We start from the raw sequence: 25,642 nt of genomic DNA, 5'->3' as shown, positions 1-25,642 counted from the left end.
ACACGTAGTGGTGGGACCAGGACACCGGCGAGGCCAGCAGCGACAGCTGCGCGGCGATAAGGACTATCGGCACCACGCCGCCGGCGCGGACGCGGTAAACGGCCACCACGCAGGCGGCGATGACGACCGCCACGCCGGCAAGCCAGAAGTCGCCGGCTCCGATCCGCTCGAGGAAGCCGCGCAGCGACTGGTTCGACGAATACGCCAAGCCGCCAATACGCTCCGAGTCCCGCAGCGTCTGCAGCCAATAGTCCCGCGAACTGGCCGGCGCCGCTAAAAAGCCCACGCCGACCCAGCCGGCAACCGCCACCGCGGTGGTCGCTAGCGCGCGCCACTCCCGCCGGGCGAAGTACACCAGCACGAAGACCGCGGGGGTCAGCTTGATGCTAATGGCCAGGCCGAGCAGCACGCCGCGCAGGCGGCGGGGCAGGACCAGAAAGTCCACCAGCACGATGAGCGTGAGCAAGATGTTGACCTGGCCGAAGCTGAAGGACTCGGTGATAGGCTCGGCCACGACGGCCGGCACCATGCACCAGGCGGCCCACGTCGCCGCCACGTCTTTTTTCAGCGGCCGCAGCACCAGCCACAGGCATGCCCACATCCCGGCCCACGATGCCACCGTCCATACCACCGAGACCACCGGCAGGCTCGCCACGCTGAGGGACGAAAAGAGCACCGCCGCCAGCGGCGGGTAGGTAAACGGCAGGATCATCCCGCCGGAGACCTCGTAATCCTGCGCGTAGAGGTGTTTGCCCTCCAACCAGGCCTGGCCGCCGGCGCGGTAGACGTCGAGATCGATGTGGTAGTACGGCCGCAGGATGCCCTCGGTGAGGAATAAGGGGGTATCGATAAGCCAGAAGATGCTGAGCGCGAACGAGATGATGAGCGGGATCCAGGCGGGAATGCGCCGTACGACTGAAGCGAGCACGCAACGTAGTCTACCCCGCGCGAGGATCTGTCTAACCAAGGACTAGAATCAATACTCGTGCGATACTTCTACGACACTGAATTCATCGAGGACGGCCGGACAATAGAGCTGGTCTCCATCGGTATTGTCGCGGAAGACGGGCGCGAGTACTACGCCGTGTCGACGGAGTTCGACCCGCAGCTGGCCAACGCCTGGGTGTGCGAGAACGTGCTCGACAAATTGCCCTCGCCCCACGATGCCGTGTGGAAGCCCATCCACACCATCCGGGAGGAAGTCTACGGATTTTTATGCAGTGCGAAAACGCCGCCCGAACTGTGGGCGTGGGTCGGCGCCTACGACCACGTGGTGCTCGCGCAGCTGTGGGGCGACATGGCGGGGCTGCCCAAACGGCTGCCGCGGTACACGCGAGAACTCAAGCAGTACTGGGAGTTTGCCGGCCGCCCGAAGCTGCCGGCCGTGCCGGCGGGCAACCACGACGCGTTAGTGGACGCGCGCCACAACCTGGCCAAGTTCAACATCTGCCAGAAGGCGCTGCCACTGACCAAGGGTAATCGAATTACTAAGTAAATCGTAACTATCATCCGACCGATGAACGTGGTTAAATCGGGGTGTGAGTTGGACAATTGATATCCCGAACGAAGCCCTGCCCGATCTTCCCCCGTTGCCGGATGGCATCGAGGAGAAGTTTCGGGACGTCGTAGACCGCCCTGCCAAGCAGCAGCCGTCCTGGGACCAAGCCCAGGCGGACAATGTGCGCAAGATCTTGGAGTCGGTCCCGCCCATCGTCGTGCCACCGGAGATTGAATCCCTGAAGCGGAAGCTCGCGGCCGTCGCCACTGGCAAGGCCTTTTTGCTCCAAGGCGGCGACTGCGCTGAGACCTTCGAGTCCAACACCGAGCCGCACATCCGCGGCAACATTAAGACCCTCCTGCAGATGGCCGTCGTGCTGACCTACGGCGCGTCGACGCCGGTGGTGAAGCTCGCGCGTATCGCGGGCCAGTACGCCAAGCCGCGCTCCGCGGACCGCGACGGTAACGGGCTGCTGAACTACCGCGGCGACATCGTCAACGGCGTGGAGCCGACCGAGGAAGCCCGCCGCCACGACCCAGCCCGCATGGTTCGTGCCTACGCCAACTCCTCGGCGGCGATGAACCTGGTGCGGTCGCTGACCTCGTCGGGCACCGCGGACCTGTACTCGCTGCACGAGTGGAACCGTGAGTTCGTCTCCAACTCCCGCGCCGGCGCCCGCTACGAGGCCCTGGCCAACGAGATCGAGGCCGGCCTGAACTTCATGAGCGCCTGCGGTGTCAACGACGACACCCTGCGCTCGGCGGACATCTACTGCTCGCACGAGGCCCTGCTCAAGGACTACGAGCGCGGCATGCTGCGTCTAGGCCAGGACGACCGCGGCCACACCAAGCTCTACGACCTGTCCGCCCACCAGGTGTGGGTCGGCGAGCGCACCCGTGGGATGGAAGACTTCCATGTCAACTTCGCGGCGCTAATCGGTAACCCGGTCGGCATCAAGCTGGGGCCGGGGATCACGCCGGAGGAGGCCGTGGAATACGCGGAGAAGCTCGACCCGCTGCGCGAGCCGGGCCACCTGACCATGATCGCCCGCATGGGCCACGACAAGGTGCGCAACGTGCTGCCGCCGGTCATCAAGGCCGTCGAGGAGTCCGGTCACAAGGTCGTCTGGCAGTCCGACCCGATGCACGGCAACACCTTCACCGCCTCCAACGGCTACAAGACCCGCCACTTCGACAAGATCCTGGACGAGGTGCAGGGCTTCTTCGAGGTGCACCGCGAGCTGGGCACCCACCCGGGTGGCATCCACCTAGAGTTCACCGGCGAGGACGTCACCGAGTGTCTGGGCGGCGCCGAGGACATCACCGACGTCGACCTGCCAGGCCGCTACGAGTCCGCCGTGGACCCGCGCCTGAACACGCAGCAGTCGCTGGAGCTATCCTTCCTGGTGGCGGAGATGCTGCGGAACCAGGGGCGGCATCGCTAGTAGGTGCGCCAGAAAATCGGGGTACCGGCGTAGTAGCCGGACCCGAACCACCAGGCCGCCAGCGCGACGCTGCCGGCGAGCACAGCAGCTAGGACGAGAAAGAGCGTCAACGGAACCCATGAACGGTTGGTCAGCAGCCGTTCGGTGGGTTCTTTTTCTGCCGTGCGGGCCATCGGGGCGGCCAGGGGGCGCTGGTGCGGCACAGGGGCTGGTTGAGCTGGCTGCGGTGCGGGCATCGGCTGTGGGGCGACCTGGGGCTGGTCCAGGCGGGTCTCGAAGCTGAGCGGCTCGCGGCGGTACTGCTTGGTCGGTGCCTCAGTCGCGGGGTCGCTAACGATGCGCGTTTCCGCCTCCGCGTCCAGATTCCCGGGGTCTTCGGACGGCGCGGAGTTCTCCAATACCCCCGTGGCGGCGAAGAACGCCGTGCCGGACATGTCCGTGGGCTGCGCCGCGGTGCGGGCGGCGGCGGAATCCTGGGGGACGGGCACGGTGTAAGTGGGCAGGTCGAGCTCGCGGGAGACATCGTCAAGCGCGGCGAGGAACTCGCCGGCGTCGGCGAAGCGGGCCTGCGGATCGCGGGCGGTGGCGGAGGCGACGAGGGCATCGAAAAGCGGCGGAATGCCGGCGATGCGCTCGCTCGGCGCCACCACATCCTCCTGAAGGCGGGCCAGGGCATGCGCCAGGGCGGTCTCGCCCTGGAAGGGGACGGTGCCGGTGAGCAGCTCGAACAGGACGATGCCGGCCGAGTAGACGTCCGTGGCGGGCGTAATCGGAGAGCCGTCGACCTGCTCGGGGGCCAGGTAGGAAACCGTGCCGACGATCTTGTCGGAGGTCGCCTGCTGCGCGCTGGTGGAGCGGACCAAGCCGAAGTCGCCGAGCATCACGCGGTGATCCGAGTTGATCAGGACGTTGTCCGGCTTGATGTCGCGGTGGATGAGGCCCTTGTTATGGACGGCGTTCAGGCCGGCGAGCACGGCGCGCATGACGCCGGCGACCGCGTAGGGCGGCAGGGGGCCGCGCTCGGCGAGTAGCTCGCGCAGCGTGCCGCCGGTGATGAGCTCCATGATGAGGAACATCGGGTTGCCGTCGGCGGAGAAGTCGTACACGCCGACTAGGTTCGGGTGGGCGAGCTGGGCCATCGCCTTGGCTTCGCGCTCGAAGCGGCGGGTAAAGACCGGGTCTTCCACGAATTCCGCGTGCATGACCTTGGCGGCGACGGCGCGGCCCAGGCGCATGTCCACGCAGCGGTAGACCGTGGACATGCCACCGCGGGCGATGGGGCGGTCCACCCGGTACCGGTTCTCCAGCACGTCACCAATTTCTAAGCGACTCATGGATTCCAGTATGGCCGAAATCCCGGAGGATGTGCACACCGGCTACAGTAGAGTGCCGTGACTAGTATGGATGAATCTCTGGAAACCCTGCTCCGCGACGAACCGATGCTCACCCTGCCGCAGGTCGCCGACAAGCTCGGCATCGCGGTGACCCGCGTGCACGACCTGTTGAACGCGAAGAAAATTATTGCCTGGCGCACCGGCGACAAGAAGCTGGTCCCCGCGGCCTTCTTCAACGATAAGGAAGCCATCAGCAAATTCGTTTCGGGAGCCATCACCGTGCTGTCGGACGGCGGCTACAGCGAGGACGAAATCCTTCGCCACCTCTTCACCGAGGACGAGTCCCTGCCGGGGCGCCCCATCGACGGCCTGCACGGGCACCTCGCGCGCGAAGTAATCCGGCGCGCGCAGGCCTCGGCCTTCTAAGGCGCGCCGAGTGGGCGCTACGGAGTGGTTTCCGTGGCGCCTTTTCGCGTGTTTAGGCAGTCGTGTGCTTCTGCTGGCCTTGTTGCTTGTGGTGTCCCCTCGCAGCCTTGGTCTCGCGGTGGGCTTGTTCTCGCGGCTGACCGCCGTGTCAGCCGTTGGCCGTTAGGGCCTGTTGCTCCAGGGTGGGTCCCAGGTGACTGTGCCGTGTCTTCGGGTGATCCTGCCGTGTCTGGGGTAGGTCGGGTCGTCGTCGTTCCAGGAGTTGTGGAACTCGCACAGGAGGGTGAGGTTTTCTTGGTTGGTTTCGCCGCCGTCTGCCCAGGGGTGGATGTGGTGGACTTGGCACTCGTCGGCTGGTTTGCGGCAGTTCGGCCAGGCGCACCGGGTGGTTTCGGCTTTGGCCATGTCTTTTTGCTTGGGCGAGGCGTGCCGTTGGTAGCGGTATTGGTTGACCGGCCCGCGGCGTGGGTCCACCAGGGTGGCTAGGCCGGCATCGAGTAGGCATTGGCGGATGTAGTCGGCTCCGGTCATGGTGGTGCCGTTGCTGAGCTGCAGGGTGATCTCGTCGCCGTCGCCGGTAAGGATGCGCACCCAGTCGGGTAGGGAGATGACCACGTGGGTGGTCTTGGGTTGTTTTTCGAGGCCGCCACTAAAGAGGGCTTCGACGTCGGGGATGGTTTTAATTGATGCCCAGAGGTTTTCTATCAGCTGCGGGTCCCCGGTAATGGAGAAAGTACTGGGCCCGTCCTTGCGGCGGATAACTCGTATTCCTTCGGTGGGTGGGGCGGGGCGGTTGAGCTGGAGTACTTTTTGGTTGGCCAGTCTGCGCAGTTGTGTGGTGGTGCCGGGGGTGTTGCACAACTCGATGAGCATGGCCCAGGCGTCGGCCTGGTTGCGTACCCGGCGGAAGGCGTTGTCCAACACTAAGAGGGTGTCCAGGTGATGGCCCTGAGAAGCGGCGGCTTTCCGGGCGGCGGCTTGTTTTTTCGTAAAGGATGTCGTCCCGAAGAAGGTGTGGCAGGCACGACAGTGCGCGGCGGCGGCAACATCGGACATGACCGCCTTCAAAGCGGGCAGGCTGAGCTGGCGGCACAGGTCCAAATACTGGATCCCGTCCGCGAAGATGGCGTGCGCTGCTTTCACAGTGTCCAAGGCTGTCGTTGCTGTCATGCCTCACACGCTAGAAGCGGCTGACCACCCCTACAAGGGCCGAAATACGGATCTGTGGATAACTCGGGGCGCTATAACCGTCTTGCGCACACTATCCACAGGCCGAATACGGCCGTTTTCGTGGCGCACCTGTCCAAAGGCCGAAAAATGGAGCAATGTGCCCAAGTAGGCGCAAAGCTGGTCCCCATACGCGTCGGGAATGTGAATAACCCCGATTTTGGCGCCTCGGGAGTTGAGCTAGTCACACCGCGGCGCGGGATCCTGAGGATAATTCCCGCCGCGGACGGGCGGGGAAGACCCACTCGGCGGCCAACCAGGACACGATGATGGAGCCGATGACCCACCACCAGTTGTAGAGCTGGTGGTTGCCGTCACTGGAAAACGACACGGCCACGAAGACGGAGGCGCCGGTGGCGAGCTTCATGACCCACATCGGCGGCCGCGCCACGCACACGAGCGAAATGACCGAGGCGTAGTACCATGGCAGCGTCACGGAGTTGAAGATGAACGCGACCTGGTAGGCGCCGGCGGTGCCTAGGACGGCATCGCGGATGCTGCGGTGGGAAATCCACCACACCAGGATTAGTCCCAGCAGCATGAGGAGCATCGACAGCGTGCGCATGATGTTCAGCACGCTGTTGTAGGAAATTTCCGGGTTGAAGATCTGGACCAGCGGCGCGACCACGTCGGTGATCAGCGTCGGGCCGGCCAGCGGGTTGATGACCTTGGCGTTGCCGGTAATCTCCGACAGCCAGCCCCAGGAGGACCCGGACGCCCAGGTAATGACGGCCACGACGGCGACGGTCTCGAGAACCATCACGGTGCCGGCCGCCACGAAGACGCCGAAGCGCTTGGCCACGCTGGAGGTCGCACGCGGGGCGAAGTGGTGGACCATGATCCAGACGACGAAGGGCATCGCGATGAAGGCGGTCGCCTTTAGGGCCACGGCGGCGGCGATCAGCGCCACCCCGGACGAGAACTTGCGGCGCAGGGCTAGCAGCAGGCCCACGGAGACCAGGCCGACCATGACGGATTCGTTGTGCATGCCGGCCACGAGGTGGAGCAGCGTGACGGGGTTGGCCACGCCGAGCCAGAGCGCCATCGTGGGCGAGCCGCCGAGCTCCCGGGCGATCTGGGGTACTGACCAAGCAATCGCGGCGAAGCCGGCCAAGGAAATCAGCTTGTAGACGAAGATCCCCACGGCGACGTTGTCGCCGACCAGGGAGGTCACGCCGTCGCCAATCCACAGGTGCAGCGGGCCGTACGGGGTGGTGGTGTTGCGCCAGTCCTGGGAGACCTCCAGCAGGAAGGGACCGGGATTGACCACGGGGCCTTCCGAATACGGGTCGAAGCCGTCGCGGACCATGGCGCCCTGCATGAGGTAGGAGTAGACGTCGCGTGAGGCCAGCGGTGCGGCCACGATGAGTGGGGCCAGCCACCAGGCCAGCGTGCGCCGGACGGTAGCCAGCGCTCCTTCGCGGGCGGGTGCGACAGTCTCCCTGCCCAGGAGGATCCAGGCGCCGACCAGGAAGAAGATGCCCACCCAAAACAGCGCCATGCCGAGGTTGCGGCCGTGGCCGTAGGCCAAAAAGCTCAGGTTGAGCGCCTCCAACAGGCCGCCGCGGTTGCGGGTGGCGCCACCGGAAAAGGACGCGATAGCCAGCAGGATGGTACCGGCGAGCCCGAGCGTTAGCGGGCGCGGGAGGCGGATGGTCAGTGGGGGCGTAGCCATGGCGCGGCGCTACTTCTGCCGGGAGGTCGCGCGGATGGCCAGGTCGCGCAGGGCGGCAGAGACCTTCTCGTCCACACCAGCGGCGTGGAGGTGCCCCAGGCCGGATTCGGTCAGGGCATCGATGCGCTCCTCGATGGCCTCGACCGCGCCGGAGTCCTGGATGATCTGCGACATGGTGGCGATATCGGCCGGGTCGTCGGTGGTGCCGACTAGGCGGCGCAGCGTGGCGGCCGCGGCGGGGTCGGCCTGGTCGGCGCGCTCCAGGGCGGTGGCAAGCAGGACGGTGCGCTTGCCTTCGCGCAGGTCGTCTCCGGCCGGCTTGCCGGTGACGGAAGGATCGCCGAAAACGCCTAGCTGATCGTCGCGCAGCTGGAAAGCCACGCCGATCTCGCGGCCGTAACCGCGGAAGGCGTCGATAAGCGTGGGCGAGGCGCCGGCAATGGCGGCGCCCAGGTGGAGGGGGCGTTCGATGGTGTAGGCGGCGGTCTTGTAGCGGTTGACGGCACCGGCGAGCTCGACCGACTCGGAACCGGTGGCCTCTAGGGTGATGTCGAGCAGCTGGCCGCCGATGACCTCAGTGCGCATGGCGCGCCACGGCTCGCGGGTGCGGGCCAGGGCAGCGGCGCTGAGGCCGGAATCCTGCAGCATGTCCTCGGCCCAGGCTAGGGCCATATCCCCGACGAGGATGGCGACGGACTCGCCGAAGAAGTCGGCGTCGCCGTGCCACTGCGCTTGACGATGCCGCCCTGCCACCGCGCGGTGCACCGTCGGCTTGCCGCGGCGGGTGCTGGAGGCGTCGATGATGTCATCGTGGATGAGCGCGCAGGCCTGGATGAATTCCAGGGAAGAGGCGGCGCGGAGGACGGCCTGCGGATCCTCGTCGCCGTCCAGCCCGCCGGCGCCGACGAAGCCCGCCCAGGCGTAGAGCGGGCGGATGCGCTTGCCGCCGCCGAGAACGAAGTCCTCGAGGTAGGCGATGGAGCGGGTAACCGGCGCGCCGATGGAGCCTACGACCGGCCGTCGCTCCTCTAGGAATTCCGCGAGGGCAGCGCGAGCGGCGTCGGGGATCTGTTCAAGCTGGGGAAAATTGTCTGCGGTCACGCCTAGGTATCTTACCGGTCGCGGGCGGTGGTCCGGTGTTGCGCAACCGCCGGCAGCGGCAGTGGGGCGTACAAGAGGGCAAACGGGCGGGAATCGCCGGGGTAGCGGTGGTGGCGCAGTGCGTCCCGAAAGCCCAGCGAGCGGTAAAGGCCGAACGCGGAATTGCCTTCCTGGGGTACTTCCGGCGTTGATAGCGCGACGTAGGCGGCGGGGACGTTCCAGAGTAGCTCCGTTATCAGCTGGCGTCCGATGCCGTGGTTTTGCATGCCGGGGCACACGTGCACCTCGGCTAGCTCGAAATAGCTGCGCAGCAGCGCCCATTGCTGCTCGGTAGGGCCGCCCTTTTCGTAGAAGCCCCGGCGCAGCTGCCGGTCCCACCAGGTATCCGGCGAGCCGAGAAAGCCGTAGGCCAGGCCGACGATGCCACTGTCGGTGGTGGCGACCACTGCGCTAAAGCCCGGGTGGGAGATCTCTCGGCGCCAGGCGTGGGTACGGCTGACGCGGATGGAGTCGTTGTAGTCCATCGCCTCGATATAGATCTCGACGAGCTGGGGCGCGAGCAGGGAAAACTCTTGCGGGCTGAGGCGACGGATGGAGATGTTCACGAATCAATCGAAACATGTTTGGCCCCGCGGCGGGGCAATTAGCCTAATTGAAGGTGTTCGAACTAGCTCCCACGTGTTCGAAAAGAAGGTTTTAATCCTGCTTGAGGGGTTGTGGGCTTCGAACACCTGAGCTATATTAAGAGGGTGTGAGTCGGAAGTGTTCCTAGAGTAAACGGCAAAAGAAAACAACGGCGCTCCCGCAAGCGGCAGCTTCGGAGGGAAGGTGAACGGACATGGCACACGTAATCTCGGCAACTAGGCAGGCAACCACGCGGACCTCGCGCACGAGCGGCGTGGGGAAGCAGCAGCATTTCCTGCGTCAAGCGCGAATGCTGATTGAGCAGGCGCGGGAGTATGCGGCGGATGGGCGTTTCGAGGAGGCCCTCGAGGTCGCCTACCAGGCGGGGCTGCGCACCGCGGGGGCGCGCATCGCGGTCTCCATGGTGGCGCGCCGCAAGCGGAAGCCCTCTAGCGCCTGGGAGCAGCTCGCGCTCGTGAGCGCGGGGGACAAGGAGTGGGCGCAGGAATTCGGCCAGTATTCGAAGCTGCGCTCGCGCGTTTCCCTGGGCCTGGAGGACGGGATCGAGGAAGATGCCGTTTTTGAGCTGATGGGGCTAGCCGCGCGGTTCATGGCCGCCACCCATGCGGCCGCGGTGGAATCCGACTTCGCCGCCTAGGGGGTTTTGTCGCCTAGGGCTTGCGCTCAGAGTTCGTCCTAGGTGCTAGACCCAGGTGTTGGCCCTAGTCGTTAGCCCTAGGGGGTTGGCTCGAGGCTTAAGTTGGGCTTTGTATCTACGTTAGAATGGGGGAGGAAGTAGCACGGCGGGAACTAAAAGTTTGGCGCTCACGTTGAACACAGTGAAAGGCCGTCGTGCAGGGCCGTATTTTAGGCAGCGGTCCCTTAGGTTTATTGGAGGTACAGTGTCTCTTTCGGAGCAGGAACAGCGCGCGCTACGGGAGCTCGAGCAGCAGCTGTTGGCTGAGGATCCCAAGTTCGGTGCCTCTGTAGCCCAGGCCTCGGCCGGTTCCCCGAGCGGGGCCGTGACCCTGCGCGGCGTGGCGCTGGTAGTTGTCGGACTGGTCATGCTGGTGGGCGGCGTGGCCCTAGCGCAGAACAGCCTGTGGTTCGTGGTCCTGTCGATCCTGGGCTTCCTCGTCATGTTCGGCGCGGGCATTTGGATGCTCCGCGGTGGTGGTGCCACGGGTGCGAAGTCGGGCAAGAAGAAGTCGGGCTCCGGCCGGGGCGGCGCGGGGGCGTCGCGGTCTGGCGGTAGCTCGATGGGCAACAAGCTGGAAGAGAACTTCCGTCGCCGCTTCGAGGGCAACTAGAGCACCGAGTTAAGCGGCCTAGCTTTCAAGGCCCCTGGGAGAGATCCTAGGGGCCTTTTTCGTGTCTTCGCGTGGTCTCCACACAATTCCCCACTTTCACCCACGCTGGCCCCCGCGGGGCCTAGAACGGGGAGTGCTGCGCGGAAGTGGGCCTCCAGGAGGGGCGGCGCGTGCGGCATTAGGCCAGCTTGCGGGTCACAGTAGTAGGGGAATGTGCGCTTTGGGGCTAAAGAACCTTGTGGTACAAGGGGTGCCTATGTGGCGTCTGGGGTCTCGAAAAGGCCGCGACTGGGGATTTCTCCCCACTATTTTTATTACCTTTGACCTGCGGGTATGTCGCGAGTGGGTGGTGGGTGGGGCGTAGTGGGTGTTGAAAGTGGGGGAAAGTGGGGTAAAGTGGGCGGCAGCGGTGGAGAAGTGGAACTTTGAGACCGTGGAGAAAAGTCGGAGTTATCGAGCCAAGGAAGGTGGACGCCGGGATGTTTCTCGGAACCTACACTCCGAAGCTTGATGACAAAGGACGCCTAACGCTTCCGGCTAAGTTTCGAGATGAACTAGCTGGCGGACTGATGGTGACTAAGGGGCAGGACCACTCACTAGCGGTTTACCCGCGCGAGGAGTTTGCGGAACGAGCTCGAAAAGCAGCGGCCGTGTCCCGGACGAACCCCGCCGCCCGCGCGTTCATCCGTAACTTGGCAGCGAGCGCCGATGAGCAACGCCCGGATGGGCATGGCCGTATCACGTTGTCCGCAGGGCACCGCGAATACGCCAACCTTTCCAAAGAGTGTGTGGTTGTCGGGTCGGTGGATTTTCTCGAGATTTGGGACGCAGCCGCCTGGGCTGAGTACCAAGAGCAAACTGAAGACGCCTACTCGGCGGCGGATGCGGATGACGTCCTGTCCGGCCTGCTGTAGAAGGCAGTTCACAACTCAACAGAGTGCGTGTACGGACTCTGTCCGAAGTGGAGTAGCTGGTGTACTTCCCCGACATCAGAATCCATTTCGGGCAGGGCCCTATACGCACTTAATTTGTCCCGACAACCCACCGCGGCCAACTTCAAGCTACTTCGTTTACGGAAAGGGGGCACCATGGCTTCAGCTGAACGCAACAACCACGGCCACGTGCCCGTGATGCGTGAGCGTATGGCCGAGCTACTCGCGCCCGCCGTGGCGAAGGCGGAAGCAGAGACCTTGGGTGGCGCCGTCTTGGTGGATGGAACGCTTGGCGCGGGCGGACACACGGAATACTTCCTGGAGACCTTCCCGGAGGTGTCGGTGATTGGCGTAGACCGCGATGGGGCATCGTTGGCGGCGGCCCGCGAGCGCTTGGCGAAGTTCGGGGACCGCTTCGTGGGCGTGCAGGCGCGCTTCGACCAGGTGGGCGACGAGATTGCCCGACCGGCCACCCCGCACGCGGTTGTGGACAAGGCGCGGGAGTGGGGCATCGCGGGCGCGTTGTTTGACCTGGGGGTGTCGTCGATGCAGCTGGACCAGGCCGAGCGCGGCTTCGCCTACAGCCAGGACGCCCCGCTGGACATGCGTATGGACCCCAGCCAGGGGATTACCGCGGCGGACGTGCTCAACACCTACGATCACGGCGACCTGGCGCGCATCCTTAAGACCTACGGGGATGAGCGTTTCGCCGGCAAGATTGCGAGCGCCGTCGTGCGCGAGCGTGAGAAGGAACCTTTCCGTGACTCGGCGCGGCTGGTGGAGCTTTTGTACGCCACCATCCCGGCGGCTACCCGGCGCACGGGCGGGCACCCGGCCAAGCGCACCTTCCAGGCGCTGCGCGTGGAGGTCAACCGCGAGCTGGAGGCCATCGAGCAGGTCCTGCCGGTTATTGCCGCGGCGCTGCGAGTCGGCGGCCGCGCGGTGTTTATGAGCTACCAGTCCCTGGAGGACCGGCTGGTCAAGCAGTTCTTCAAGGAGCAATCGACGTCGTCGACCCCGGAGGGGCTGCCAATGGATCTGCCAGGCACCGAACCGGACTACCAGGTGGCAACCCGCGGGGCGGAGAAGTCCTCTGAGACCGAAATCGCCGAGAACCCGCGTGCCGCCTCGGTGCGGGTGCGGGCGCTGGAGCGAATATCCGGCACCCCGCAGCTGCTTTCCCCGGGAGGCACACCATGACCCAGACCACTCGACACCACACCCGCCAATCCTCGACGAAGGGACACCGCTCCATGGGAGCTAGCCGAGATTTCACGACCGGAGAAGACACCGGCGCGGCCACCGCGCTGCTCGAGCGGGATGCCCGCCGCAGTACCCAGCGCACCGCCCGCACGCGGACCCCGGAACGCTGGGACGTGCGCCCGCGGCGCAGCTCGCACGGCACGACCAGCCCGCACGGCCCGCGCTACCAGCGGCTGGGCTCCCAGCAGGTGGTCTCCCAGCGCGGCCGCCGCCTGACCCCGATCAAGAAGAACTCGCTGTTCGCCCGCCTGTCGGCGGTGGCCATCGTGCTGCTTATCGGCGGCGTGTTCCTTGCCATGTGGCTGTCGGGTCTGTCGACCTCCCAGACTTTCAAGATCCAGCAGCTCTCCGCGCAGGAATCGCAGCTGGGCAACCAGATTGAGACGCTGAACCGCGACCTAGAAAACGTGCGCTCCACCGCGGACGTGGCCCGCCGCGCCGCGGACGCGAACATGGGCGTGCCCACCAACCCAGGCGTCGTCGAGGTCGGCGAAGACGGCAAGGTAAAGGAGAAGCGCGCGGCGACGGACGAGCAGGAAGCCATCATCGACGTCAACGGCACGGCAATCCGTCCGGGTCGCGCCTCCAGTAACCCGGACGACACGGAAGGCATGTCCGATAGTCTGAATGCTACGCCGGATGGGCATCGTTCGCCGCAGGCGCAGTCCGAGCGTTCGGGCGAGGGCCGCGAGCAGAACCGTGACCAGAACGCGGAATCGAATGCACCACGCGCGGACGAGTTACCGGATCTGCCGGTCCGTGCCCCGTATTCTGGAGCCGGGAATTAGCAGTTGCTTTGGGCAGCCGGGTGGTTGTCCCAGAGGAAATGAATAAGGCAGGTGACTTACCACCGTGACGTCACGGAATCCGGGATCGCGGCCGCACCGGCGGTATCGCGATACCGGTGCGCGGGTGGGGCAATCGGCACGTCAGCCGCGCGCCGGCGGCCACAGCTACGGCACCGCCGCGGAGAAGACGCGGCCGGCTAGCACCCAGCCGCAGGTCAAGAAGCTCTACAAGAATTCGCACATGATGTCCCGCCGTCTGCGGTTCATCATGGCTTTCCTGTTGGTGGGCATGTTGCTGCTGGTGGGCCGCCTGGCCTGGGTGCAGGTGGTCTGGGGCCCGGACCTGTCGGCCAAGGCCATTGAGCAGCGCTCCCGCGTCTACGTGGAGCCGGCCCGCCGCGGCGAGATCACCGATAGCGATGGGCAGCGCCTGGCCTATACCATGCAGGCCCGCTCCCTGACCGTCTCGCCGACGCGCTTGCGCAAGGAGCTGGAGGAGCAGTTCACCAACGAACTTAGCGCCGAGGGCGCGAGCGGCGACGATCTGAAGAAGAGGGCCGGCGAGGCCGTCGATGACCGCCTGAAGGAGATGTCCAAGGGCATCCCGAAGATGATCAAGGACGCCGGCGCCGAGGTCGGCAGCGTCGACGACAAGGAGATCCTTGACAAGCTGAAGGCAGACACCCAGTACGAGGTGCTGGTGCGCAACGTGGATCCGGACGTGGCCGTAGAAATCGCCGAGGAATACCACGGCGTGGCCGCCGACCACCAGGACATCCGCCAGTACCCGAACGGTGCCATCGCCGAGAACGTGATTGGCAAGGTCTCCATGGACGGCCAGGGCCAGTTCGGCTTGGAGGCCTCCGGCGACTCGACGCTGACGGGCATCGACGGACGCAAGACCGAGGACGTCTCCACGGACGGGCAGCCTATCCCGGGCACCCTGCGCGACGAGGTCAACGCCGTCGACGGCGCCAACGTCCACCTGACGCTGGACCTGGACCTGCAGACCTTCGTGCAGCAGAAGCTGGAGAAGGCCAAGGCCAATTCGCAGGCCAAGTCCGCCGAGGCCGTCGTGTTGGACTCAGCTACCGGCGAGGTTCTCGCCATGGCGAATACGGATACCGTCGACCCGAACGAGGACATCGAAAAGCAGGTCAAGTCCGGCAAGGGCTTCGAGAACCCGTCGATCTCACACCCCTACGAGCCGGGCTCGGTGGCCAAGATCGTCACCGCCGCCGCGGCCATCGAGGAGGGCGTGACGACCCCGGAGGAAGTCCACCAAGTCCCGGGCTCCATCGACATGGCCGGTGTGACGGTCAACGACGCCTGGCAGCACGGCGTCGAGCCCTACACCACGGCCGGCATCTTCGGTAAGTCCTCCAACGTCGGCACGCTCATGCTGGCCGAGAAGCTGGGGGACAAGACCTACTCGAAGTACCTCGACGCCTTCGGGCTGGGCAACGCCAGCGGCATCGAGCTGCCGAACGAGTCCGGCGGCCTGGTACCGGCCTTCGAGCAGTGGTCCGGCGGCACCTTCGCCAACCTGCCGATCGGCCAGGGCATGTCCTGGACGACGCTGCAGATGGCGAGTGTCTACCAGACCATCGCGAACGAGGGCGAGCGCATCACTCCGCGCATCATCAAGGACATCGAGGGCGAAAGCGGCGAGGACCGCATCCACTCCGAGCCGGAGAAGACCCAGGTCATCAGCCCGGCCGCGGCGAAGACCACCCTGGACATGTTCCGAGCGGTCTTCCAGGAAGACCCGGTGGGCGTGCAGTCCGGCACGGCGCAGGGCAACGGCCTCGACGGCTACCAGCTGTCCGGCAAAACCGGCACGGCCCAGAAGGTCGACCCGAACACGGGGGCGTATTCTAATTCCGCCTACTGGATCACCTTCGCGGGCGTGGCCCCGGCGGATGACCCGCGCTTCGTGGTCGCCATCATGCTGGACGAGCCGAAGTCGGGCGTCAACGACGACGGCTCGGGCGGGCAGTCCGCGGCGCCGGTCTTTAGCGACATCGCCGGCTGGCTACTCAACCGAGACAACATACCCACCTCTCCCGAGGGCAAGAACCTTAAACTGCGGGCGGAATAGGAGAACATCACCATGGCACGTACGCTAGCGCGACTGGCACAGCTGGCCGGCGGGAGTCTGAGCGGCTCGCCGGAGACGGAAGTTAGTAGCATCGGACTGGACTCGCGCTCCATCGCCCCGGGCGGGATGTTCGCGGCCTTGCCGGGTCTTCACGCCCACGGCGCGCGTTTTGCCGCCGACACACCGGCAGCGGCGGTGCTTACCGATGCCGCCGGCGCGGAAATCCTTGACGCCGCCGGCGACACCCGACCCCGGCTGGTGGTCGAGGACATCCGGGCCGTGCTGGGGGATATCTCCGCCGAAATTTACGACCACCCGTCCGCGGACCTGACCATCCTGGGCGTTACCGGGACCTCCGGCAAGACCACCACCAGCTACCTGCTGGAGGCCGGGCTGCTGGCCGCCGGCTACCAGGTAGGCCTTATCGGCACCACCGGCACGCGCATTAACCGCACCCCGGTGCCCACGTCGCTGACCACCCCGGAAGCCCCGAAACTCCAAGAGCTTTTCGCGCAGATGCGCGACCAGGGGGTCACCCACGTGGTCATGGAGGTCTCCTCCCACGCCTTGGCACTGGGCCGCGTGAAGGGCACGCGCTTTGCCGTGGGTGGGTTTACCAACCTCTCGCAGGACCACCTAGACTTCCACCCGACCATGGAAGACTATTTCCTGACCAAGGCCCGCCTGTTCACCGGGCCCGAGGCCGCCGCGGCCGCGGTCATCTGCGTCGACGATTCCTGGGGCCAGCGCTTGGTGGAACTGTCCCGCGCGGCGGGCACGCCCACCGCGGAGGTCGCCACCGCCGAGCAGGCCGTAACAACCAACGCGGGCAAGGTAATTTCCGCCCACCACACCGCGGTGGAACCGACCGGCGAGCAGCACGGCGTGCTGAGCCTGGAGGGCAAGGACTACGAGTTCACGGTCCCGCTGCCGGGCAAGTTCAACGTGGCCAACGCCGCCCTGGCAGCCGGGATGGCCGCCGCGGGTGGAGTGGACGTGGAGGCCTTCCTGAAGGGCGTGGCCGGCGTCGCGGTACCGGGGCGCATGCAGCGCGTGGACTGCGGGCAGGATTTCGTCGCCGTGGTCGACTACGCTCACAAGCCGGCGGCCGTGGCCGCGGTCCTGGACACGCTGCGCGAGCAGATCCGGACCTCCGAGCACCCCGAGGGGCGCATCGGCATTGTCATCGGCGCCGGCGGCGACCGGGATTCTTCCAAGCGCCCGCTGATGGGGCAGGCCGCGGCCAGCCGCGCCGACTACGTCGCGGTCACCGACGACAACCCCCGCACCGAAGACCCGGCTCCCATCCGCGCGGCCGTGCTGGCAGGTGCGAAGGAGGCCGCCGCCGAGCGCGACGACGAGGTCACCCTGGCCGAGTACGCCTCCCGCGCCGCGGCCATCGACGCGGCCATCCAGTGGGCAGAGCCTGGCGACGCGATTATCGTGGTAGGCAAAGGCCACGAAGTCGGCCAGATCGTGGGGGACACGGTCCACCACTTTGACGACCGGGAAGAGGTACAGCGCGCACTGGAAACTAAGACCTCCGGCACCACGCCGGCGGGGAAGGAAGAAGCATGATTGAGCTAACGCTAAAAGAGATAGCCGAGATCACCGGCGGCTATCTGGACGAGGTCGATGACCCGCAGGCTCAGGTCACCAGCTTCGTCGAATTCGATTCGCGCAAGATCACCCCGGGCGGGCTGTTTTTGGCCCTGCCCGGCGCCCGCGTCGATGGGCACGACTACGCCCGCGCGGCGGTCAATCAGGGTGCGGTGGCCGTGCTAGCAGCCCGCCCGGTAGGCGTGCCAGCAATCGTCGTCGAACCCACCGGCCGCGTGGAGGGCGACGGCGCTAACGCTGATATTTACGCCCACGACGCCGACGGGTCTGCCGCCGCGGTCGTCCGCGCCCTCTCGGCCCTGGCTCGGGAGGTCACCCGCCGGCTGGCCTACCACGGCAACCTGACCATCGTCGGAGTGACCGGCTCGGCCGGCAAGACCTCGACCAAGGACCTGATGGCGGCGATCTTCCACTGTGCGGGCGAGACCGTCGCCCCGCCCGGCTCCTTCAACAACGAGGTCGGACACCCCTACACCGCGCTGCGGTGCGACTGGCAGACCAAGTACCTGGTCGCGGAGATGTCGGCGCGCGGAATCGGCCACATCCGCCACCTGGCGGACATCGCCCGCCCGACCATCGGGGCGGTACTCAACGTGGGCTCTGCCCACCTGGGCGAGTTCGGCTCCCGCGAAAACATCGCCCAGGCCAAGGGTGAACTCGTCGAGGCCCTGCCGGCCGCAAACGACGGCGGGGTAGCGGTGCTCAACGCCGACGACTCCTTCGTCGCCGCCATGGCCAAGCGCACCGAGGCCAAGGTCGTCTACTACTCCGCGGCAAACCCGCCGGCGCCGGAGGCTGACTACACCGCCACCGACGTCGAGCTCGACGATGTCGCGCGCGCCGCGTTTACCCTCCACTCGCCGAACGCCGCCCCGCAGCGCATCAAACTGCAGGTCTTCGGCGTCCATCAGGTCTCCAACGCCCTGGCAGCGGCCGCCTCGGCCATCGAGTCGGGGATCCCGGCGGAGAAGGTCGCCGCGGCGCTGAGCGGGCACCGGAACGCCTCCGCGAACCGGATGGACGTCTACAGCCGCCCGGACGGGGTCACCATCATCAACGACTCCTACAACGCCAACCCGGACTCCATGCGCGCGGCCATCGCGGCGCTGGGGTACACCACCGCGGCGCGCCCGGACGCCCGGGCGATCGCGGTCTTGGGCGAGATGGGCGAGCTGGGCGCGGAAGCCGAGAACGCCCACCAGCAGTTGGGCGCGGAGCTGGCGAAGTACAACGTGGGCCGGCTGATCATCGTCGGTGATTCCCCGGCCTGCCGGGCGCTGGCCGCCGCGGCCGCCGGCCGCGGGATCACCACGACCGTCGGGGCGGACCACGCGCAGGCCGCCCAGCTGGTCGAGGAAACCCTGCGGACCCCGCCCGCCGCGGTGGAGCAATGGTCGCAGCGCGCGGCTAAAGACGTGGTGCTCATCAAGGCATCGAACGCCCAGCAGCTGTGGCGGGTAGCCGCAACCTTAAAGGGCGAGGGCTAGAACCACCTCGATAAGATAAGCTCGCGCAGAATTTTCTTCAGACTGCTTTTGTTGTATTAGAAGGACCACGTTCACAGTGACCCAAATTATTGTCTCCGGCGTAATTAGCTTTATCGTCGCGATTTTCTTCACCCCCTGGCTGATCCGGTATTTCTCCCACGCCGGCAAGGGGCAGGAGATCCGTGAAGACGGCCCCAAGTCGCACCTGCGCAAGCGCGGGACCCCGACCATGGGCGGACTGGCGATCCTGGCCGGCATCGTCGTGGCCTACCTGACCACGGGCCTCTACGGGCTGATCTCCGGCAAGGGCGGGTTCACTGTCTCCGGCGTCCTGGTCCTGGGCTTGACCCTGGGGCTGGGCGGTCTGGGCTTTGCGGACGACTTCATCAAACTGTTCAAGGCCCGCAACCTGGGCCTGAACAAGAAGGCCAAGCTTATCGGGCAGCTCGCGCTGGCCCTGGCCTTCGGCTTCCTAGCGCTGCAGTTCCCGAACGACAACGGGCTGACTCCGGCTTCGACCAAGCTGTCGATGTTCCGCGAGATCGACACCTTCGACATCGCCGTCGGCGGCGCCGTCATCGGCACCATCGTCTTTTTGGTCTTCATGTATATCCTTATCGCGGCCTGGTCGAACGCGGTCAACCTCACCGATGGCCTGGATGGGCTGGCGGCCGGCACGACCGCCTTCGTGATGGGCGCCTACAGCCTGATCACCTTCTGGCAGTTCCGCAACGCCTGCGGTGCCGACCACGCCGCCGGCTGCTACGAGGTCCGCGACCCGCTGGACCTGGCCATCCTGGCCGCGGCCGGGCTGGGTGGCTGCCTGGGCTTTCTGTGGTGGAACGCCGCCCCGGCCAAGATCTTCATGGGGGACACGGGCTCCCTGGCGCTTGGCGGCCTGGTCGCGGGTATCTCCGTGACCACCCACACCGAGCTGCTGATGATCATCATCGGCTCCCTGTTCGTGGTGGAGGCGGCCTCCGTGGTCATCCAGGTCGCTGTCTTCAAGACCACCGGCAAGCGCTTTTTCCGCATGGCGCCCATCCATCACCACTTCGAAAACGGCGGCTGGCCGGAGACCTCCGTGGTCATCCGCTTCTGGCTGCTGGCCGGCATGGCCGCCATGCTGGGCGTGGCCCTGTTCTACGCGGACTGGCTGACCGCCGCGGGCATCGGAATCTAGACACTGAAGATAAAGGTTAGGAGCCTTCGACAACACCATGACTTTGCACACGGCGCGTAGTCTGCCCGCGGACCTGGCCCAGGCCCGCCGGGTGCTGGTAGCGGGCGCGGGCGTTTCCGGGCGCGGCTGTGCCCGCGTGCTGGATCGCCTGAACCTCGAGGTCACCATCGCCGACGACAACCCGCAGGCGCGGCAGCAGGCCCTGGCCGACTGCGGCGCGCGGGCGAGCGGGATGAGCACCGCGGAGGCTATGGCTATTGCCGCCGACGGCCAGATCGACCTGGTGGTGACCTCCCCGGGGTGGCGCCCGGACTCGCCGCTGCTTACCGCCTATCGCGACGCCGGCGTCGAGATCATCGGCGACGTCGAGCTGGCCTACCGCCTGGACTCGACCGGCACCTTCGGCGCGCCGCGCCAGTGGCTGGTCATCACCGGCACCAACGGAAAGACCACCACCACCGGCATGCTGGCGGCCATCATGCAGGCAGACACTAGTCGCACCGGCCGCCGCGCGGTGCCGGTGGGCAACATCGGGGTCTCCGTCTTCGACGCCATCCAGGACAACGATCGCGTCGACGTGCTGGTCGCTGAGCTGTCGTCTTTCCAGCTGCACTGGGCCAGCCAGCTGCGCCCGGACGTGGGCGTGCTGCTCAATCTGGCCGAGGACCACCTCGACTGGCACGGCAGCTTCGACAACTACGCCGCGGACAAGGCCAAGGTTATGCACGGCGGCATCGCTATCGCCGGCGCGGACGACGCGCACGTGCTGGAGCTAGTTGCCCGCGCCCGCCAGTCCGGCGACCTGGCCGCGCAGGTCTATTCCTTTACCTCCCAGACCCCGCAGGCTGGCCAGGTCGGCGTGGAGGGCGGGCGAATTATCGCGCGCCTGGACGGCGAGGATCTAGACCTAGTCTCCGCCGACGGGGTGGAGCCGGCCGGGCTGGCCGGCGTCATGGACGCCTGCGCTGCCGCCGCGGCCGGGCTGGCCGCGGGCGCGAGCCGCGAAGCCGTGGAAGCAGGCCTGGCGGCCTACCACGTCGCCGGCCACCGCGGCGCGGTCGTGCACCGCCACGGCGGGGTCAGCTTCATCGACAACTCCAAGGCCACCAACCCGCACGCCGCCGACGCCGCCCTGGAGGGCCTCGACCGGGTCATCTGGCTGGCCGGCGGGCAGCTCAAGGGGGCAGATGTCAGCCAGCTGGTCGCCACCCACGCCGACCACCTCAAGGCCGCCGTCGTGCTGGGCGTGGACCGGCAGCTGGTGGCGCAGGCCCTAAGCGCCCACGCCCCGCAGGTCCCCGTCACCGTCTTAGACGAGCCGGACCCGCAGGCGGCCATGGATGCCGCGGTCGCGGCGGCCTGGCAACACGCCGAGGCGGGGGATACCGTACTTTTGGCCCCGGCTGCGGCATCGTTAGACATGTACACCGGGATGGCGCAGCGCGGCGACTTCTTTGCCGCCGCAGCCCGCGCTCTCACGGAGCAATCCGCCCACGACGCCGCCCAGGTTGCCGGGGAAGAGCACGAGGAGAAGCCAGCGCAATGACCTCCACAACGCAGAAGTCAGCCAAGCCCGGTCAGCGGGCGGCTAATTTCCTCGAGCGCCGCCTCGATCAGATGAACAAGTGGCCGGGGCTGGACTATCTGATGTTGCGGATCATCATCTTCCTGCTCGTCGGCATCGGCGTGACGATGGTGTTTTCTTCCTCCATGGCCGAATCCCTCGTGGAATCCGGCCTGGTCTGGGGGCAGGCGCTGCGCCAGACCGCGATGGTCCTGGTCGGGCTGTTGGCCTTCTGGGTCGCGCTGAAGATCCCGCCGCGGGCCATGCGCTGGGCCATCCCGTGGATCCTGTTGCTCTCCATCGTGCTGCTTATCCTCGTGCTCATCCCGGGGGTGGGTACCGGCCGCGCGGAGGTCGGCTCCCAGTCGTGGATCATCTTGGGTCCCATCTCCTTGCAGCCCTCGGAGCTGGCGCGCGTGGCCATCGGGCTCTTCGGCGCCTCGGCGCTGGCCAACAAGCAGCACCGCCCGAAGGACCTGCTGGATCCGTTCATGATCTATTCCGCCATCGCGGCCCCGATGTTCCTGCTGATTATCGGCCAGGGCGACCTGGGCATGGCTATGTCCTTCGCCGTGGTGGTCGTTTTCACCCTGTTTTTCGCCGGCGTGGACTGGCGAGTGGTCGCCTCGATTATCGGCCTGGCCTTCGCCGGCGTCGTCTTCGTCTTCTTCTTGGGCGGTTTCCGCTCGCACCGTTTCCACACCTACTTTGACGCGCTGGTGGGCAACATCCAGGACACCCAGGGCACCGGCTTCCAGGCATACCAAGGCTTCCTCTCGCTAGCCGATGGGGGCGTCGCCGGCGTGGGCATTGGCCAGTCCCGCGCCAAGTGGTTCTACCTTCCGGAGGCCAAGAACGACTTCATCTTCGCCGTGGTAGGCGAGGAGCTCGGCCTGTGGGGCGGCGCACTGGTCATCGTGCTCTTCGCCCTGCTGGGGTTCTTTGGCATCCGCACCGCCTTGCGCGCGCAGAACCAGTTCCACGCCCTCATGGCGGCGACCCTGACCACCGGCGTGGTGGTCCAGGCCTACTTCAACATCGGCTACGTCGTCGGCCTGCTGCCGGTGACCGGCATCCAGCTACCGATGATCTCGGCCGGCGGCACCGCGGCAATCATCACCATTGGCTCCATGGGCCTGTTGTGCAATGTGGCCCGGCACGAGCCGGAGGCGGTCTCGGCCATGCGCAACTACGGGCGTCCGCTCTTCGACCGGCTCTTCTTCATCGCGGAGCCCGAGCCGGCCGATGCCGTCCCGCGGGGCGGTCGTCGCCGCGCCGACGGTTCGGGCGCGCCTCGGGACCGCCGCCCCGAGCGCCCGGGTGCTAGCCCCCAAAAGCGGGGCAGTGCCCGCAGACAGCAGCAGCGCGAGGAGCGTTTCGGCTCCCCGGTGACCGGGCGGACCCGCCCGGTGCGCTCCACGCCGCGCGGGCAGGATTCCACCGGGCGCGGCGGGGACAGGAATCCGCGCCGGCGCTGGTAGCCTGTAGTTCATGAATTCAAAGCCTTTATCCGTCGTCGTCGCTGGTGGCGGCACTGCCGGACACATTGAGCCGGCCCTGGCTGTGGCCGCTGTCCTGCAGCGCGACTACGGCGCCCGTATTACCGCTCTGGGCACCCAGAAGGGGCTGGAGAGCGACCTCATTCCCGCCCGCGGGGTGGGCCTGGCGATGATCACCCCGGTCCCGATCCCGCGCAATCTCAGCCTGGACCTGCTGAAGCTGCCGTACCGCCTGATGCGTTCCGTGTTGGAAGCCCGCAAGGTTCTTAAGAAGGTGGACGCTGACGCCGTCTTCGGCACCGGCGGCTACGTCGCCGCGCCGGCCTACCTGGCCGCGGCCAGCCGCCACCTGCCCTTCTACGTTTTGGAGACCAATGCGTTGGCGGGCCTGGCCAATAAGCTGGGCGTCAAGCTGGGCGGCATCGGCTTCAACGCCCACCCGAATTCGGGCATGCCGGGCGAGCAAGTCGGCATTCCGGTGCGACCGGAACTGGGCAACGATCCGGAGGCCGCCGCCCGCGGGCGCGAGCTCTGGGGCCTGCGCGAGGGTATTCCCACCATCCTGGTCACCGGCGGCTCCCAGGGCGCGGCCAGCATTAACCGCGCCGTGGCCGAGGCGAAGTCCTTCTGGGCCGGGGAGTTCCAGGTCCTGCACGCCGTCGGCAAGAAGAACGCGCTGCCTGAGTCGAGCGAGGGCTACGTGCCGGTGCCATACATCGATGACATGTCCGCGGCCCTGGCCGTGGCGGATCTGGCGGTCTGCCGCTCCGGGGCGATGACCGTGGCGGAGGTCTCCGCCGCCGGTGTACCCGCCATCTACGTGCCGCTGCCGCACGGCAACGGCGAACAGGCTCTCAATTCCAAGGATGTCGTGGCAGCGGGCGCTGCCGTCCAAGTCCCTGACGCTGAGCTGGACGCCGACCGCCTCGACCGCGAGGTGCGCGCCATCCTGGGCGATGCGCAGCGCCTTAAGTCCATGCGCGCGGCGGTTGCCGACAGCGCGGCCGGCGGCGCGGCCAAGCGCCTAGCCGATCACATCGCCACCGCCGTCCGAGAAGGCAAGGAGGAATCCTAGTGGGTCCCGAATCCACCCCAGACGCAGTCAACCTCGACCGGGTCCACCTGGTGGGCATCGGCGGCGCCGGCATGTCCGGCCTGGCCCGGATCCTCCTGGCCCGCGGCAGCGCCGTGTCCGGCTCGGACCAGAAGGAATCCACCGCCGTGGAGGTCCTGCGCACCCTCGGCGCGCACATCTCGGTCGGCCACGCCGCAGAGAACCTGCGGCTCAGCGGCGAGAACCCGACCGCCGTGGTCACCTCTTTTGCCGCGATCCCGCAGGATAACCCGGAGCTGGTCGCCGCGCGGGAGGCCGGCATTCCGGTCATCCGCCGCTCCGACCTGCTAGGAGAGCTGATGGAAGGCTACACCCAGGTGCTGCTAGCCGGCACCCACGGCAAGACCTCGACGACCTCGATGACGGTCAACGCGCTGCAGCAGGCCTGCGAGGACCCGTCCTTCGCGATCGGCGGCCAGCTCAACCGGGCCGGCACCAACGCCCACCACGGCAGTGGGAAGGCCTTCGTGGCCGAGGCGGACGAGTCGGATGCCTCCCTGTTGCGCTACCGCCCGGACGTGGCGGTGGTGACCAATATCGAGCCCGATCACCTGGACTTCTTCGGCACCCCAGAGTCCTACTTCCAGGTCTTCGAGAGCTTCGCCGACCGGATCACCCCAACCGGGCACCTGGTGGTCTGCCTGGAGGACGAGCACGCGGCCCAGATGGGCCAACGCGCCGCCCAGCGCGGCATCGCCGTCGTAGGCTACGGCACCCCCGACGCCGTCCATCGCTACCCGGACGTCCCGGCGGCCGCGGTGATTTCTACCGAGGAGGCCACCGCGGAGGGAACCCGGGTCACCGTCCACCTGGACGTGGCGGGGCACTCGGTGGGCCTGGACTACCTGCTGCAGGTCCCCGGACACCACATGGTGCTCAACTCGGCCGCCGCCTTGGTGTCCGGCACGCTGGCGGGCGCGGACCCGCACAAGCTGGCCGACGGGCTCAGCGACTTCACGGGCGTGCGTCGGCGCTTCGAGTACCGTGGGGCCGTCGCGGCGGGGCCTCAAGGCCAGGAGCCGGTGGAGGTCTTCGACGACTACGCGCACCACCCGACCGAGGTAGCCGCGGTCCTGCGCGCCGCCCGTGAGCGGGTGGAGGCGACCACCCGCGCCGGCCGTGTGGTGGTTTGCTTCCAGCCGCACCTGTACTCGCGCACCATGAAATTCCAGCAGGAATTTGCCGACGCGCTGAGCCTGGCGGACGTGGCAGTCGTGCTGGATATCTACGGCGCCCGCGAGCAACCGGTGGAGGGGATCACCTCCCGCATCATCACCGACAAGATTCCCGCGGGAACCGAGGTGTTCTACGAGCCGGACTTTTCCGCGGCGGCGGCCAGCGTGGTCGCGGCCGTCAAACCGGGCGATCTGGTGCTGACGATGGGCGCCGGCTCGGTCACCTTGGTGGCCGCGGAGATCCTGGCTGAGCTGGAGCAGCGTTTCCAATGAGGAG

General features: G+C 66.8%; 21 protein-coding genes and 1 pseudogene. 16 read left to right on the top strand and 6 right to left on the bottom strand.

Going from position 1 to position 25,642, the window contains the following annotated elements; translation table 11 throughout:
• Positions 1 to 37: 37 nt before the first annotated feature.
• Positions 38 to 712 (bottom strand): annotated as a pseudogene (locus QQS52_RS05610) (glycosyltransferase 87 family protein); the annotation flags it as partial.
• A 273-nt stretch (positions 713 to 985) separates the two neighbouring features.
• Between QQS52_RS05610 and QQS52_RS05605 the strand changes: the two are divergent.
• Both QQS52_RS05605 and QQS52_RS05600 read left to right on the top strand, forming a co-directional pair.
• The gene (locus tag QQS52_RS05605) at positions 986 to 1,495 is read left to right on the top strand and encodes a polyadenylate-specific 3'-exoribonuclease AS (protein ID WP_472772951.1); all 510 of its coding nucleotides are present in this window, start codon (positions 986 to 988) and stop codon (positions 1,493 to 1,495) included.
• A 43-nt stretch (positions 1,496 to 1,538) separates the two neighbouring features.
• Positions 1,539 to 2,942: a class II 3-deoxy-7-phosphoheptulonate synthase gene (locus QQS52_RS05600; RefSeq protein ID WP_472772950.1), complete on the top strand. Its 1,404-nt coding sequence runs from the start codon at positions 1,539 to 1,541 to the stop codon at positions 2,940 to 2,942.
• On the opposite strand, the gene QQS52_RS05595 is transcribed toward QQS52_RS05600, so the two are convergent.
• A complete protein-coding gene (locus QQS52_RS05595; protein WP_472772949.1) occupies positions 2,939 to 4,276 on the bottom strand; it encodes a protein kinase domain-containing protein in 1,338 nt (445 codons plus the stop codon). The genes QQS52_RS05600 and QQS52_RS05595 overlap by 4 nt on opposite strands.
• A gap of 66 nt (positions 4,277 to 4,342) precedes the next feature.
• On the opposite strand from QQS52_RS05595, the gene QQS52_RS05590 reads away from it, so the two are divergent.
• Positions 4,343 to 4,702: an Rv2175c family DNA-binding protein gene (locus QQS52_RS05590; protein ID WP_070769634.1), complete on the top strand. Its 360-nt coding sequence runs from the start codon at positions 4,343 to 4,345 to the stop codon at positions 4,700 to 4,702.
• 162 nt (positions 4,703 to 4,864) lie between these two features.
• On the opposite strand, the gene QQS52_RS05585 is transcribed toward QQS52_RS05590, so the two are convergent.
• The 4 genes from QQS52_RS05585 to QQS52_RS05570 form a co-directional block, all read right to left on the bottom strand.
• Positions 4,865 to 5,872: an HNH endonuclease signature motif containing protein gene (locus QQS52_RS05585; protein ID WP_472772948.1), complete on the bottom strand. Its 1,008-nt coding sequence runs from the start codon at positions 5,870 to 5,872 to the stop codon at positions 4,865 to 4,867.
• A 241-nt stretch (positions 5,873 to 6,113) separates the two neighbouring features.
• Positions 6,114 to 7,604: an alpha-(1->6)-mannopyranosyltransferase A gene (locus QQS52_RS05580; protein ID WP_472772947.1), complete on the bottom strand. Its 1,491-nt coding sequence runs from the start codon at positions 7,602 to 7,604 to the stop codon at positions 6,114 to 6,116.
• A gap of 9 nt (positions 7,605 to 7,613) precedes the next feature.
• On the bottom strand, positions 7,614 to 8,705 hold the full coding sequence (locus QQS52_RS05575; RefSeq protein ID WP_472772946.1) for a polyprenyl synthetase family protein: 1,092 nt from the start codon (positions 8,703 to 8,705) through the stop codon (positions 7,614 to 7,616).
• 11 nt (positions 8,706 to 8,716) lie between these two features.
• Positions 8,717 to 9,310, bottom strand: a complete 594-nt coding sequence (locus tag QQS52_RS05570; RefSeq protein ID WP_472772945.1) for a GNAT family N-acetyltransferase — start codon at positions 9,308 to 9,310, stop codon at positions 8,717 to 8,719.
• Positions 9,311 to 9,543: 233 nt separating this feature from the next.
• Between QQS52_RS05570 and QQS52_RS05565 the strand changes: the two genes are divergently transcribed.
• The 13 genes from QQS52_RS05565 (at position 9,544) to murC (ending at position 25,638) form a co-directional block, all read left to right on the top strand.
• Positions 9,544 to 9,987 (top strand): SAV_6107 family HEPN domain-containing protein, encoded by a 444-nt coding sequence (locus QQS52_RS05565; RefSeq protein WP_472772944.1) that lies wholly within the window; start codon positions 9,544 to 9,546, stop codon positions 9,985 to 9,987.
• Positions 9,988 to 10,231: 244 nt separating this feature from the next.
• Entirely contained in the window at positions 10,232 to 10,639 is a 408-nt protein-coding gene (locus QQS52_RS05560) for a DUF3040 domain-containing protein (RefSeq protein WP_472772943.1), read from the top strand.
• Positions 10,640 to 11,118: 479 nt separating this feature from the next.
• Positions 11,119 to 11,553, top strand: a complete 435-nt coding sequence (gene mraZ, locus QQS52_RS05555; protein WP_290222463.1) for a division/cell wall cluster transcriptional repressor MraZ — start codon at positions 11,119 to 11,121, stop codon at positions 11,551 to 11,553.
• Between the two features lie 174 nt (positions 11,554 to 11,727).
• Entirely contained in the window at positions 11,728 to 12,771 is a 1,044-nt protein-coding gene (gene rsmH, locus QQS52_RS05550; protein WP_472772942.1) for a 16S rRNA (cytosine(1402)-N(4))-methyltransferase RsmH, read from the top strand.
• Positions 12,768 to 13,622 carry a cell division protein FtsL gene (gene ftsL, locus QQS52_RS05545; protein WP_472772941.1) on the top strand — a complete coding sequence of 285 codons (855 nt, stop codon included), beginning with the start codon at positions 12,768 to 12,770 and terminating at the stop codon, positions 13,620 to 13,622. Before rsmH ends, ftsL begins: the two co-directional genes overlap by 4 nt.
• Before the next feature lie 244 nt (positions 13,623 to 13,866).
• A complete protein-coding gene (locus tag QQS52_RS05540) occupies positions 13,867 to 15,723 on the top strand; it encodes a peptidoglycan D,D-transpeptidase FtsI family protein (protein ID WP_472772982.1) in 1,857 nt (618 codons plus the stop codon).
• A 12-nt stretch (positions 15,724 to 15,735) separates the two neighbouring features.
• Positions 15,736 to 17,301: a UDP-N-acetylmuramoyl-L-alanyl-D-glutamate--2,6-diaminopimelate ligase gene (locus QQS52_RS05535; protein WP_472772940.1), complete on the top strand. Its 1,566-nt coding sequence runs from the start codon at positions 15,736 to 15,738 to the stop codon at positions 17,299 to 17,301.
• On the top strand, positions 17,298 to 18,830 hold the full coding sequence (locus QQS52_RS05530; RefSeq protein ID WP_472772939.1) for a UDP-N-acetylmuramoyl-tripeptide--D-alanyl-D-alanine ligase: 1,533 nt from the start codon (positions 17,298 to 17,300) through the stop codon (positions 18,828 to 18,830). The genes QQS52_RS05535 and QQS52_RS05530 overlap by 4 nt, the downstream gene beginning before the upstream one ends.
• A 76-nt stretch (positions 18,831 to 18,906) precedes the next feature.
• Positions 18,907 to 20,013 (top strand): phospho-N-acetylmuramoyl-pentapeptide-transferase, encoded by a 1,107-nt coding sequence (mraY, locus tag QQS52_RS05525; protein WP_070767711.1) that lies wholly within the window; start codon positions 18,907 to 18,909, stop codon positions 20,011 to 20,013.
• A 37-nt stretch (positions 20,014 to 20,050) separates the two neighbouring features.
• Positions 20,051 to 21,559: a UDP-N-acetylmuramoyl-L-alanine--D-glutamate ligase gene (murD, locus tag QQS52_RS05520; RefSeq protein WP_472772938.1), complete on the top strand. Its 1,509-nt coding sequence runs from the start codon at positions 20,051 to 20,053 to the stop codon at positions 21,557 to 21,559.
• Entirely contained in the window at positions 21,556 to 23,058 is a 1,503-nt protein-coding gene (locus QQS52_RS05515) for an FtsW/RodA/SpoVE family cell cycle protein (protein ID WP_472772937.1), read from the top strand. Before murD ends, QQS52_RS05515 begins: the two co-directional genes overlap by 4 nt.
• Positions 23,059 to 23,068: 10 nt before the next feature.
• Positions 23,069 to 24,151 carry an undecaprenyldiphospho-muramoylpentapeptide beta-N-acetylglucosaminyltransferase gene (gene murG, locus QQS52_RS05510; RefSeq protein ID WP_472772936.1) on the top strand — a complete coding sequence of 361 codons (1,083 nt, stop codon included), beginning with the start codon at positions 23,069 to 23,071 and terminating at the stop codon, positions 24,149 to 24,151.
• 71 nt (positions 24,152 to 24,222) lie between these two features.
• A complete protein-coding gene (gene murC, locus QQS52_RS05505; RefSeq protein ID WP_472772981.1) occupies positions 24,223 to 25,638 on the top strand; it encodes a UDP-N-acetylmuramate--L-alanine ligase in 1,416 nt (471 codons plus the stop codon).
• Positions 25,639 to 25,642: the final 4 nt, after the last annotated feature.

This window comes from Corynebacterium sp. 1103A, from assembly GCF_055700955.1.
This window is presented reverse-complemented; position numbering and strand designations above follow the sequence as displayed.